We start from the raw sequence: 13,112 nt of genomic DNA, 5'->3' as shown, positions 1-13,112 counted from the left end.
AGCCAAAGGCAGCCTGACTTGTCAGGCTGCCGCACATCAAGGTGCAGCGGCGATGAATATCAGTTGCACATTGCCGTAATAAACCCCCGGTTTGTATCCACCGGCAGGCACTTTCGGCACGATCTCCAAGGGAAAGCGGCCACCGGCGATTGCTTGCGCGGCAGTCAGCACTTCCCGTGGCTGTGGGTCATGGCTCAACTCCTTGCCATTGAAGCTGACGCGCAAATAGATGTTCTGATCGTCACGCCCGTTGGACAGGTAAGGCTCTGCTTCCAACCGTGCTTCAATCGCGCTGGTGTCGTGTTTGACGTCGAAATTCTTGCGCAGCCCCTCCAATGTCTTCGTATGGATGTTCCACGCTAACGTCTGTTCAAGGTGTATCCAGTTCGACTCGGCCGGAATGATGTAAAACCCCAGCGTCGGGATATCCACCGACACCTCGAACGTGCGCTCTTCCCGGGCCGCAAAAGCCTGGGTACTTATCAGCGCCATCACGCTCATCCACGCCGCGATGGTCGATTGCTTGATCATGTCAGGTACCTGTTGCGTCAAAAAATACCGCGAGCCAGCCAAGGTGACTCGCCCCTCCCGGTATTACTGGCTGGCGATGCGCAGCGTTTTTTTCGATGCGCCTTCCACCAGGTTGAAGCGATACTCTCGGCCGGGCTTTTTCTCGAACTCAAAGGTTTTACCGGCCAGAACGTGGTGCTTGGTGGTCGGCTCACACTCGCTTTCGTTTTTCAGCGAGCAGTTGCGAAATTCATCGATCAGCACCACGGTATTGCCATTGTTGCGCAGCCGGTAAATGCCGGGACTGTCATCGATCACGCTGTCGAAGCGACTGTTTTTCGGCCGGACAAAAAACACCGTGCCAAACCCGGTCATCACGTTGACCCCCGCCGACAAGTTCTCTTTATAGGCATCGCGCTCTTCACTCGACACGGCGAATTCGTCTTCTTTCTCCGGCACCACCGGCACGAAGCGCACGCGGAAATAACGCTCGGTGTCACGAGCCCCCATGTGCAACAGGCGCGTGCCCTGCATGCCCTTGGCCGGCACAATCAGTCGCGCGGGGCTGGCCATCAAGCCATCCCGACCGCTGCCATCCGCCTGGGTCTTGACCGGAATTTCACGAGGGCTGCCATCGGCGTCGTAGATGATTTCCAGGATACTGACCTTGACGAACGCCGTGCTGTCACCGCTGTTGAACACGCGTTTGAGGTAGGTGCTCTTGTCGCTGTCGAGGTAGTCGTAAACCGTTCCGACGTTGATTTGCGGTCCGGCGAAAGCCGCCAGGGAAAAACAGCTCAAACCCAGCAGTGCCCACAAACGTTTCATACTCTTGAACCTCATCACATAGAACACAAATCGGACACGCGCCATCGATACGCGGGCCATCAGACTTCCGAATCCCAGATCACGGTAACTTTGCCGCGATAGGTGGACGCCACACCGGGTTGCAACATGAACTCCATCTGTTGTGGCGGGATCTCGAAGTGCAGAATTCCCGGCGCCCGATCTACATAAAAACCAGGTTGAAATTGCTGCGCATTGGCCGGTCCAACCCTGAGTCGCCGGCGCTTGACCGGTTGCCCCGCGAGATCGGTCAACCCGTTTGGAAGACTGACGCTGACTTGCAATTCGACCGATCGCTTGGACACCGGATCGTGAATCACGCAGTCGTAGGGAAAACCACCGAGTTCACACTCCAGTAGCATCTTGAAGCGCGAAGATGCGGAGATATTGAACGTCTGGTCCCGAAACAAACGCACAGGCCTGCGCCCCGCCTGCAACCAGCTTTGCCAACCGCCCGCCGGGACCAGTTGGACTTTCTCGCCGCCGGGGGGGATGTCGACCTTGAGGGTGTGCTGTACATCCAGCACAAAATTCAGAGTCAAATCGCGGTCGGTCGGCAACATCACATCGCCCATGTCGAAGTCACCACCGGGACCAATGCGATAACTCAAGTCCCCCGTATAAAGTCCGGACGACATCGTCAGCGGATTGGGGGTTTTAAGTTCATAGGAGAAGTCCAGGTAGTCATAAGTCATGGCCGGTATCGGAAAACTCGCCGTCTTGACGCAAGTCCCTTGTACCGGAGTCTTCCAGAAGAACCGGTAGTAGTTGTCCGAATACATTCCCACACCACTGTAGGTGCAGGGAGGTGCCGCGTTCACCCAGCCTCCCCCCGGACCGCCCCATAAGGCCCGATGCCCTTCAATGGCTGTCGCGGCACCTGTCAGATTGACCGCGGTATCACTGAGTATGTATCGGGAACCAAAACCGGCAATACGCACCTCGACGGTTTCCGTTTCGCCCGTTTCCCTGTTCGTCACCGTTAACGGACGCCACAGGGCCGGAATGCTGAACATCGCACTGTTGCGCGGCGACGCATTGGGTTGCATGGGTCTCGCCGACTCGAAATGCATGGGCAGGCGAATGCTGAAGGTCTCATTGTCCCGGCATTCACTGGGATAGTCGGCACAATAGCCACTGACCGGCGTTTTATTAACGAACAGATTTCGTTGCGGGTTGGCAGAGTCCGGGGTGAACAGCGCCCGGATCTCCTGATTCACCGCCTGGGCCGAAGGCGCCGCGACGACGGCCAGCATCCCCAGCCAGCGACTGCGCCGCAGCAGGCGGGAACATGTAGACGTAGGTTTCATGATCACACTCTCTTGAACATCGGAATCGGGGCCGCTCAACCTGCCGTGCGCCGGTTGGAAGTGGCATCCGCCAACGTGTCCGGCGAACAACGCAGATCACCGATCATCAGCACGTTGTTTTCACTGCGATGCTTGTCGACATCAAGGCGAAACTGGCACAGCAACTGGTCCGCGTAACGCACTTCCAGGGTGGGCGAGCCGGCATTCATTTCCATGGAGAAGAAGCCGTCGACTTCGCTGACCCCACGACTGGCGTGGTTGATGACGTGATGGCCTTTGAGCGGCTGTCCTTGCGGGTCGAGCAAGCGGCCGAGCACGGTCAGGGTTTTCATGACCCGGATCTTGCGGTACTCCACGCCCCCCTTGTTCAGGTGATAGCGCGTGCGTGCCGGTTCAATGCTCGCCGCCGGGACGTCGTTGCCTTCGAAGTCGAAGCTCACCGAGCTGTTTTTGTAAGCGGTGAGCGGTATGAAATTGCGTCCGGGACGCAAGGCAGCGCTGCCGCCGCTGAGGTCGTCGGCACGCAGAGCGATGCCGTCGATGTCGGACTCGACATCGACAATCATCCCGGCGCCGCGGCCTTGATGCTGACTGGTCAGTGCCATGCGCTGCGCTCCAACGACAAGCGTGCTGTCGAGGTTCAAACCACCGGTGAAATTGTTGTTGAAGGACGAACGCTGGATAAACCCGTCACCGTTGATGGCATCGGTGCGAAAGTTCGCCAGGCTCGACAATCCGACACCGTAGGTATCGGTGAGCGCGGTCACCGATACGCTCTGCAACACGTGGTCTTGCAGGTCCTTTCGCCACCCCAGGGAGGCGTTGTTATCACGGCCGCCATCACGGGCGGTGCGGCTGCCGATGCTGCCGGAAACCTGCTGCCCCGGGCCACCGAGCGCCATGTTGATGGTCAGATCGACCCCGCGATTACGCGCATCACCACTGCTGTAGCTGCCCGGACGATCGAACAGCGAGAGTCGCCAGTTGGCATCGCTGCCGAACAGAACGGTGCGTTGCGTCCAGCCCAGGTCCACGCCGACACCTTCGACGTTGCCCTCGCTATGGGACACCCGTGCGTTGAGCGAGCTTTTGCGGCTGATCCGGTGGTTCAGCGCCAGTGAAGAGTTGCTGGTCTGGCCGGTGAACACATTGCGCTGACGCACGCGGGTGCCGTCGGGTAATGTTTCGTAGGTGTTGGTAGTGTCGAGCCAACTGCGGTTGTGGCTAATCACCAGACTGCCGGCGCCATAGTTATACAAGCCTTGAAGGTCGGCGCCGGTACCATGGTCTTCGGTCTGGTACAGGTTGGCGTAGAGGCTGACGCTGTTGGCCAGGCTCCAATCGATGGAGCTGCCGTACTGCAGCTTGTCACTGATCTGGCGTGCCGACAGTCCGAGTATCACCCTCGGGTGCAGCAAGTAATTGAATGAGGCGCCCACGGTCGCATCGCCGCTGTCCTGATCATCCCAGTTACTCAGCAGTTTGCTTTCCTGTCCGGCAAACAGGTTGTAGCGCCAACGCTCATCGTGGTTGCGCCAATTGTTCGGTTTGTAAATCAATTCCTGGGTGGTCGATGTGATTTGACCGTCTTCAATCAACCGCACTTCCACCTCGTAAATGCCACCGGGCAACGGACGGGTGTCGAGGGTTTGCAAACCGGCCGGGACCGATTGGGTATTGATTAGTAAGCCGTCGCGGTAAATTTCCACGGAGCCCTGTCGGTTGGCCGTGACATAGACCGGATAGACGCTGGGTTTCGGGCTATCGATCGCCAGGCTGTCGGAACTGCCGAACATCACGCCCACCGCCGTATCGGGGCTGGCGCCGAACGAACGGGGCTCGCGCGTCAGGCCTTCGGAGTTGGGGGTGAAGTAGCCCAGGCGGAAAAAACGGCCTTCGAGTTCACGCTGGCTATAAAGCTCGTGCACTGCGTGGTAGGTCTTGTTGTCCGGACCGCCAAGACGGGACAGTTGCATGTTGAAGGTCTGGCTCCAGTTGCCCAGGCTGCCGCTGGCCTCCAGGCCGAAACGACCACCCAGGTCCTGATCCTGACCGCCATTGAGGTTGAGCTGGTTACGTACCATCAGGCCGTTGCTGCCGCCTTCGGGCTGATCGTAGTAACGCTTGGCTTCGCTGTCGCGCTCGGCATTTTCAGTGACGATCGACAGCAATGAATTTTCAAGGTTGTAGTGAACCGCCAGCATCTGCTCCGGGCATTGGCCCGTGCAGGTGCCCAGCGTCACACCGGGTTTGAGAACATCGGCCCAGGTATCACGCTCACTCGCGCTGAAACGGCTTTCGCTGGTGTCGTTGAAATCCAGCAGCGTCACCTGGTCATCACGGGACAACACAATCATTGCCTCACCCAGCGGTAGTTGATCGAGTTCAACCCGAACCGCCAAGGGAACATCGAAGAAATGCTCCTCGAACTCGGCCGGCAAGCCCTTGGCCTGCGCCAGCAAACTTCGCGGCGTGTTATCAACGGAAGTGGGCGCCGCAAATGCACTGCTACATAACAGCAGCGCAAGCGCTGCCGCGATGGGCGTCATCGGGAACATGAACGGGCTCTCTAATTGCAAAGGAGTTCAAACACGGCCGACAAACCGGAAAGTTTGCCGACCGAGAACGTCACTTGATATAAGTAAACGGTTTGCCGTCGCCGATATTACTTAGACCGAGGGCTCGACAACCAACATCACGACGCCAGTGTAATCACCTGCATCAGGTTTTTGCGTGGTAACCGCACTGATTTTGAAGGGTGCGCGATAACGGGTATTGGACTCTTCATCACCAACAACTTCCTGTGAAGTAGTTGTTAGAGCCTTGCCATTGAGCTCGACTTTCAAGTCGATGCTTTTGTTACCGGCAATCAGCTTCGGGATGCCTTCAAGTCGTGCGTTGACCTTGCCGGCGGTATGAAGCACATCAAAAAAACCATCCACGGTTCTCATGGAATTGGTAGAGGGGTTGTAGCTCATATCCTGATCCTTGTTTACCAGATCAGAGTCAACCGGCACCGCATAGAAGTCGTCAGCATTGACAGTAGCAACCAGACTGATGTTGTGTCGGGCTTCGGTTGCGGCAAACGCCATCGAAGAACTCAGAGCCAGAACAGCCAGGGGAGCAGCGAACGCGATTTTCTTGAACATCTTTCAGTACCTGTGTTTTTAAAAGGATGACGTATTGAAAGTTCATGCCGAGCAAAAACCGTCACGAGCAGCCATTTGCCCAGCTGAACTTTCAACGCCGAAAGATGATCAATCAATTTATCTTTAAAGTAAGCAAGAAAGTTCCTGCAAGTGCGTAGCCGGAGTGCCATCACCGCAGAAAGAAAAAAGCCAAAACAACTACAAACCCAATGTTTGACTGTAAGAGACAGACTACAAATGGCGCCCTGTCCGCCATGACACTCGAGATATTAGCAAAGCAACTTCTGTAAGACCAATACCACAACCCGAGTAAACAATGGAGCAAACTAATACATTAGAGAGTTAACACTAATTCTGGAGGTTTGACCTGTACTAATAAGCACTATTTTTTCGATTTGACCTTCAAACCAGGGTCGACGCGGGGGAATGCCGTTGGTCGGGAGCCGTTGCCAGATCGTTAAGATATATCTTAAGTTGTATCTAAACACGACGAGAGAAAGCAGAAAATGAGAGACCATCATTCCCCCCACCGTGAGCACGGCGATGGCCGCGACGGCTTCGAGAAACGTCCCGCCCGCGAACGCGGTGGTCGCGGCCCCCGGGTATTTGCCCCCGGTGATCTGAAGTTGTTGCTGCCGGCATTGATCGCCGAACAGCCGTGCCACGGCTACGACTTGATCCGCCAGATCGAAGGCATGTTCGACGGCGCCTACTGTCCCAGTCCCGGCGTGATCTACCCGACCCTGACGTTCCTGGAAGAAAGCGAACTGATCCTGGGCGACGCCGAAGGCGGAAAAAACGCTACACCATCACCGATGCCGGACGTCTGTTCCTGCAAGAGCAAGCTGTAGCACTGGATGGCGTGCGCATGCGCATCGACGTCAGCAAGCGTTCACTGCGCGGCCATGATCGTCCGGCAGAGATCCACGAAGCTGTGCATAACCTGCGCCACGCCCTGCAAATGCACCATGGACGCTGGAGCCCGGACGAAATCCTGCGGGTACGCGACCTGCTCAACGACACCGCCAAAGCCATCGTCGACGGCCCCGCCGTTCAACCCGTTCAGGAGAACGCCGAATGACTGAAGTGATCGCCTCAACCATTCACCGTGTCATGCACGAAATCAAACGCCGTCGCCTGGAAGTGTTGCGCGTGGTCGACCTGACCCCGCGCATGCGCCGGATTACCCTGGGTGGCCCTGAATTGGCAGGGTTCGTCAGCCTGGGCACGGACGATCACGTCAAACTGTTGTTCCCGCAGAACGCCGAGCAGGCCGCGGCCCTGGAAAACCTGGTGCTGGGCGCCGGCAAGGACAACGGTCCGCTGCCCGAGATGCGCGACTACACCCCGCGCCGCTATGACCTGAACACCCTGGAACTGGACATCGACTTCGTGCTGCACGGCGACGGCCCGGCCTCGACCTGGGCGGCACAGGCCCAACCCGGGCAGTTCCTGCACATCGGCGGGCCCCGGGGTTCGATGATCGTCCCGGACATCTTCGACAGCTACCTGCTGATCGGCGACGAGACCGCCCTGCCCGCTATCGCCCGGCGCCTGGAAGGCCTGGCGGCCAACCGCCGTGCGCTGGTGATCGTGGAAGTGGAAAACGGCAAGGAGCAGCAGGTGCTGCACAGTGCGGCCGAGGTCAATGTGATCTGGGTGCTGCGCGAAGGCGGCAAAGATCATTTATTGAGCACCGTGCGCCAGATCCAGGTGCCTGCCGGCAGCCTGTACGCGTGGGTGGCGACCGAGAGCAAGGTGTCGCGGCAGATTCGCCGGGTGTTGCTCGATGAGCACGGGCTGGACGAGCAGTTCGTCAAGGCGGTGGGTTACTGGAAATTGGCTGACTGCGGCGAAGAATAAAGATCATCCATAGGTGGGCCGGATGTTCTGTGGCGAGGGAGCTTGCTCCCGTTGCACTGCGCAGCAGTGCCAAAACCTGCTACTTGGTTTTATCTGAAAAACCCAATGAACAGATTTTACGACTGCTTCGCAGCCGAGCGGGAGCAAGCTCCCTCGCCACAAAGGTGCTCAAACTTTCCATGGTTGCTCACTTCCGAGCCCGCCACCGATCCAGCCCGATCGCCAGCAACGCAATCACCACAAAACCCACCAACAACCCGCCGGCATTGATGAACACCTGTGGATAACCCAGTTTGTCCACATCCACGAAGGGATACGGGTAAACCGCCAGCAGATGCCCGCGCAACAGTGAATAGGCGAAATACAGCAGCGGATAAATCACCCACAGCGCGATATGCCACACGCGCAATGTGCCCTTGGGCACACAACGCCACCAATACCCCAGGAACAGCAACGGCATGATGTCGTGCAACAGCTCATCGGCCAGCCATTGCCAGCCCTCGGGATGCCACAAGTGGCGCAGCAGCAGGTTGTAGGCGAGGCTCACCACCGCGATGCTCACGGCAATGCCACTGCTGACCCAAGGCTGCAGGAACCAGCGCCGCGCGGCTGACTCGCGGGATGTCCATTCACAGGTCAGCACGGTCGCCACCAGGGTGTTGCTCAGCACGGTGAAATAGCTGAAAAAACTTACCAGCCCGCCGATCAGGCTGGCGCCCAGCGTCCAGCGCGAATGGAAAATCAGGTACATCTGGATGCTCAATCCCGCCCAGCCGAGCATGGCAGCCACGGCCACAAAACGACGGCGTAACGCAGACGGGTCGGCCATGTTCAAAGCGGTCGTTTGGTGCGCATCAACTTCACATACAGGCGTTCGACCTTCTCCCGCGCCCACGGAGTCTTGCGCAGGAACGTCAGGCTCGACTTGATGCTCGGTTCGCTCTTGAAGCAGCGGATATCGATGCGCTCGGCCAGCCCCGACCACTCGTAGTGTTCAACCAGCGCGTTGAGGATCTGTTCCAGCGTCACGCCATGCAACGGATCGGTATTGTGTTCGGTCATGCCGGGCCTTCGAGCAGAGTGGGAATTGGAAGCCGCGCACCTTACGTTAAATGTAGGTGAAACGGAAAAGATCGCAGCCTGCGGCAGCTCCTACATTGGAATCCGTATCCTGTAGGAGCTGCCGCAGGCTGCGATCTTTTGTCACTGTTACCAAATCCGAAACGATGCATGTCAGCAAAAGCACTTTCTCTATTTGTAACAGAACATTATCCTTGCACCCCGCTGCCTGCTGAAACGCTTCTGCTTTCGCTTCACGCCTGCTGCTTTCCGTTTATCCCCCAGAAAAAGATCAAGAACTCCGTCTCTATGCCTGACTTTAAATCTTTGCGAGACAGCGCTGTCTTTGCAACTGCTGCCCAGCGAAACATCCTGCCCCTGATCGGTGGCCTCACCGCGCTGGGCCTTGCCTCCTGCGTTCAGGCGGCACCTGCCTTCGATAGCGATTCACCGTGGATGCTCGGTGACTGGAATGGCACTCGCACAGAACTCGCGGAAAAAGGCTACGACTTCAAAGTCGATTACACCGGTGAAATGGGCAGCAATCTTCACGGCGGCTACGACCACGACCGCACGGCGCGCTACAGCGACCAGTTCGGCCTGGGCACTCACCTGGACTTGCAGAAGATCCTCGGCTGGGACGACGCCGAGTTCCAGTTGACCATCACCGAACGCAGCGGCAACAACATCAGCAACGACCGCATCAACGACCCGCGTGTCGGCGGCTTCACCTCGGCCCAGGAAGTCTGGGGCCGCGGCCAGACCTGGCGCCTGACGCAGATGTGGTACCAGCAGAAATTCCTCGATGAAAAACTCGACATCAAGGTCGGCCGATTCGGCGAAGGCGAAGACTTCAACAGCTTCCCCTGCGACTTCCAGAACCTGGCGTTCTGCGGTTCCCAGGTCGGCAACTGGGCGGGCGACATCTGGTACAACTGGCCGGTCAGCCAGTGGGCGATGCGGGTCAAATATCACCTGACGCCTGAGCTTTATGCACAGGTTGGCGCGTACGAACAGAACCCGTCGAACCTTGACCGCGACAACGGCTTCAAGCTCAGCGGCAGCGGCACCCAGGGCGCGGTCGTGCCGGTGGAGCTGGTGTGGACGCCGAAACTCAACGGCCTGCCGGGTGAATACCGCGCCGGTTACTACTACAGCAGCGCCAGCGCCACCGACGTCTACAAGGACAGCAATGGCCAGCCTGCCGCCCTGAGCGGCGAAGCCTACCGCAGCGCGTCGAGCAAACACGGCGTGTGGCTGGGTCTTCAGCAGCAAGTCACCAGTATCGCCAGCGACCACTCCCGTGGCCTGAGCCTGTTCGCCAACGGCACGATGCACGACAAGAAGACCAACGCCATCGACAACTACGTCCAGGCCGGCCTCGTCTACAAAGGCCCGTTCGACGCGCGCACCCGGGACGACATCGGCTTTGCCATGGCCCGCGTCCACGTCAACCCGGCCTATCGCAAGAACGCCGAGGCGACCAACCAGGCCAATGTCGTCTTCGACTACGACAATCCGTCCTACCTGCCGCCCCAGGACACCGAATACAGCGCCGAACTCTATTACGGCGTGCACGTGACCCACTGGCTGACCGTGCGCCCGAACCTGCAATACATCCGCCATCCCGGTGGCGTGAACGAGGTCGATGACGCGCTGATCGGCGGGATCAAGGTCCAGTCCTCGTTCTAAAAAACACCACAAAACCCTGTGGGAGCGGGCTTGCTCGCGAAGGCGTCATCACAGCCAACATTTGTGCTGCCTGAACCACCGCTTTCGCGAGCAAGCCCGCTCCCACAAGGGATTGCGTGAACCCAACAGCTTTTATCTGAACCACGCCCGCGCCGGATCGTCATCTACAGTGAACTTGCGCGGGACTCTATGAAACATCACGGAGAATCACACTATGAGCACTGATAGTGCCTTGGGTCGAAGCCGTCTGTTGCCGACCCTGCTCGGCATCCTGCTTCTACTGATGGGCCTGGCCATGCTGGCCGGGGGAATCAAGCTGAGCATGCTCGGCGGCTCGCTGTATTACCTGCTGGCCGGTATCGGCATCGCGCTGAGCGGTGTCTTGCTGATCGCCGCCCGTCGTGCGGCGCTGGGCCTGTACGCACTGGTGCTGTTCGCCAGTACCGTTTGGGCGCTGTGGGAAGTGGGCCTGGACTGGTGGCAACTGGTGCCGCGCCTGGCGCTGTGGTTCGCCCTCGGTGTGGTGATGCTGCTGCCGTGGTTCCGTCGTCCATTGCTGATCAACGGCCCTGCCCCCATGGGCACCGGCGCCTTGGGCGTGGCCGTGGTCCTGGCAGGCGCCACCGCCGTGGCCAGCCAGTTCACCCATCCGGGCGAGACCTTGGGCGAACTGGGCCGCGATACCGCGGACATGACCAGCACCGCGCCGCAGATGCCCGAAGGCGACTGGCAGGCCTATGGCCGCAGCGAATTCGGTGACCGCTACTCGCCGCTCAAGCAGATCACCCCGGCCAACGTCGGCAAGCTGCAAGAAGCCTGGCGTATCCAGACCGGCGATCTGCCGACCGCCGATGACCCGGTGGAACTGACCAACGAAAACACCCCGCTCAAGGCCAACGGCATGCTCTACGCCTGCACGGCCCATAGCAAGGTGCTGGCGCTGGACCCGGACACCGGCAAGGAACTGTGGCGTTTCGACCCGCAGATCAAGAGCCCGGTGGGCTTCAAGGGCTTCGCCCACATGACCTGCCGTGGCGTGTCGTACTACGACGAAGCAGCCTACGCCAAGTCTGAAAACGCTGCTTCGGCAGTGATTTCCGAGGCCGGCAAAGCCGTCGCCCAGGCCTGCCCGCGTCGTCTGTACCTGCCAACCGCCGATGCACGCCTGATCGCACTCAATGCCGACACCGGCAAGGTCTGCGAAGGTTTCGGTAAAAACGGCGTGGTTGACCTGACTCAAGGCATCGGACCGTTCACCCCCGGTGGCTACTACTCCACCTCGCCGGCAGCGATCACCCGTGACCTGGTGATCATGGGCGGCCACGTCACCGACAACGAGTCGACCAACGAGCCATCCGGCGTGATCCGTGCCTTTGACGTACACGACGGTCATCTGGTATGGAACTGGGACAGCAACAATCCCGACGCGACCGAACCGCTGCCAGAGGGCGAACACTACAGCCGCAACTCGGCCAACATGTGGTCGCTGGCCAGCGTCGACGAAAAACTCGGCATGGTCTACCTGCCACTGGGCAACCAGACCCCTGACCAGTGGGGCGCGGACCGCACCCCGGGCGCCGAGAAGTTCAGTGCCGGCCTGGTCGCACTGGACCTGGCCACCGGCAAGGTGCGCTGGAACTACCAGTTCACTCACCATGACCTGTGGGACATGGACGTCGGCAGCCAGCCAACCTTGCTGGACATGAAAACCGCCGACGGCATCAAGCCGGCAGTGATCCAACCGACCAAGCAAGGCAGCCTGTACGTCCTCGACCGTCGTGACGGCACGCCGATCATCCCGATCAAGGAAGTTCCGGCTCCGCAAGGCGCCGTGAAAGGTGACCACACCGCGCCGACCCAGGCCCGTTCGGACCTGAACCTGCTGGCCCCGGAACTGACCGAAAGAGCCATGTGGGGCGCCAGCCCGTTCGACCAGATGCTGTGCCGCATCCAGTTCAAGGAACTGCGCTACGAAGGCCAGTACACCCCGCCGTCGGAACAGGGCAGCCTGATCTATCCGGGGAACGTCGGCGTCTTCAACTGGGGCGGCGTTTCGGTCGACCCGGTTCGCCAGATGCTGTTCACCAGCCCGAACTACATGGCCTTCGTCTCGAAGATGGTGCCTCGCGCCGAAGTCGCGGCCGACAGCAAGCGCGAAAGCGAAACCGCAGGCGTGCAACCGAACACGGGCGCCCCTTACGCGGTGATCATGCACCCGTTCATGTCGCCGCTCGGCGTGCCGTGCCAGGCTCCGGCCTGGGGCTACGTGGCCGGCATCGACCTGACCACAGGCAAAGTCGTGTGGAAACGCAAGAACGGCACCAGCCGCGACAGCTCGCCATTGCCTATCGGCCTGCCACTCGGCGTGCCAAGCATGGGTGGCTCGATGGTCACCGCCGGCGGCGTCGGCTTCCTGAGCGGCACGCTGGATCAATACCTGCGCGCCTATGACGTCAACACCGGCAGCGAGCTTTGGAAAGCGCGCCTGCCGGCTGGCGGTCAGGCTACGCCGATGACCTACACCGGCAAGGACGGCAAGCAGTACGTGCTGCTGGTCGTCGGTGGCCACGGCTCACTGGGCACCAAGATGGGTGACTATGTGATTGCGTACAAACTGTCCGAGTAAGTTTTCGCGGCAGTAAAACCAAAGGCGACGCCCGTGAGGACGTCGCCTTTTTTGTGC

At 59.4% G+C, this 13,112-nt stretch carries 10 protein-coding genes and 1 pseudogene; 4 read left to right on the top strand and 7 right to left on the bottom strand.

Annotation, left to right across the window (positions count from 1 at the left end):
• Nucleotides 1–36: 36 nt before the first annotated feature.
• From AB4O40_RS22855 to AB4O40_RS22835, 5 genes are all read right to left on the bottom strand, one after another.
• Nucleotides 37–531, bottom strand: a complete 495-nt coding sequence (locus AB4O40_RS22855) for a CS1 type fimbrial major subunit (RefSeq protein WP_223542192.1) — start codon at nucleotides 529–531, stop codon at nucleotides 37–39.
• A gap of 63 nt (nucleotides 532–594) precedes the next feature.
• Nucleotides 595–1,338, bottom strand: a complete 744-nt coding sequence (locus tag AB4O40_RS22850) for a hypothetical protein (RefSeq protein WP_056722274.1) — start codon at nucleotides 1,336–1,338, stop codon at nucleotides 595–597.
• Between the two features lie 59 nt (nucleotides 1,339–1,397).
• Nucleotides 1,398–2,612, bottom strand: a complete 1,215-nt coding sequence (locus AB4O40_RS22845; protein ID WP_056722276.1) for a hypothetical protein — start codon at nucleotides 2,610–2,612, stop codon at nucleotides 1,398–1,400.
• 89 nt (nucleotides 2,613–2,701) lie between these two features.
• A complete protein-coding gene (locus AB4O40_RS22840) occupies nucleotides 2,702–5,224 on the bottom strand; it encodes a CS1-pili formation C-terminal domain-containing protein (RefSeq protein ID WP_056721150.1) in 2,523 nt (840 codons plus the stop codon).
• 111 nt (nucleotides 5,225–5,335) lie between these two features.
• Nucleotides 5,336–5,815, bottom strand: coding sequence for a CS1 type fimbrial major subunit (locus AB4O40_RS22835; protein ID WP_056721152.1), 480 nt, complete (start codon nucleotides 5,813–5,815; stop codon nucleotides 5,336–5,338).
• Between the two features lie 506 nt (nucleotides 5,816–6,321).
• On the opposite strand from AB4O40_RS22835, the pseudogene AB4O40_RS22830 reads away from it, so the two are divergent.
• Together AB4O40_RS22830 and AB4O40_RS22825 are read left to right on the top strand one after the other, a co-directional pair.
• Nucleotides 6,322–6,896: pseudogene (locus tag AB4O40_RS22830) on the top strand (PadR family transcriptional regulator).
• Nucleotides 6,893–7,678, top strand: a complete 786-nt coding sequence (locus AB4O40_RS22825) for a siderophore-interacting protein (protein ID WP_223542195.1) — start codon at nucleotides 6,893–6,895, stop codon at nucleotides 7,676–7,678. Before AB4O40_RS22830 ends, AB4O40_RS22825 begins: the two are co-directional and overlap by 4 nt.
• A gap of 187 nt (nucleotides 7,679–7,865) precedes the next feature.
• Here the strand turns inward: AB4O40_RS22825 and AB4O40_RS22820 are convergent, their stop codons facing one another.
• Together AB4O40_RS22820 and AB4O40_RS22815 are read right to left on the bottom strand one after the other, a co-directional pair.
• Complete coding sequence (locus AB4O40_RS22820) at nucleotides 7,866–8,507, bottom strand: Pr6Pr family membrane protein (RefSeq protein WP_056721157.1); 642 nt, start codon at nucleotides 8,505–8,507, stop codon at nucleotides 7,866–7,868.
• A gap of 2 nt (nucleotides 8,508–8,509) precedes the next feature.
• A complete protein-coding gene (locus tag AB4O40_RS22815) occupies nucleotides 8,510–8,740 on the bottom strand; it encodes a VF530 family protein (RefSeq protein WP_046041003.1) in 231 nt (76 codons plus the stop codon).
• A gap of 306 nt (nucleotides 8,741–9,046) precedes the next feature.
• On the opposite strand from AB4O40_RS22815, the gene AB4O40_RS22810 reads away from it, so the two are divergent.
• Both AB4O40_RS22810 and AB4O40_RS22805 read left to right on the top strand, forming a co-directional pair.
• Nucleotides 9,047–10,429, top strand: a complete 1,383-nt coding sequence (locus AB4O40_RS22810) for a carbohydrate porin (protein WP_223542196.1) — start codon at nucleotides 9,047–9,049, stop codon at nucleotides 10,427–10,429.
• 214 nt (nucleotides 10,430–10,643) lie between these two features.
• Nucleotides 10,644–13,055, top strand: coding sequence for a glucose/quinate/shikimate family membrane-bound PQQ-dependent dehydrogenase (locus AB4O40_RS22805; protein WP_460057946.1), 2,412 nt, complete (start codon nucleotides 10,644–10,646; stop codon nucleotides 13,053–13,055).
• The last annotated feature ends 57 nt before the right edge of the window (nucleotides 13,056–13,112 follow it).

This window comes from Pseudomonas sp. S2_F07 (genome assembly GCF_054668325.1).
This window is presented reverse-complemented; position numbering and strand designations above follow the sequence as displayed.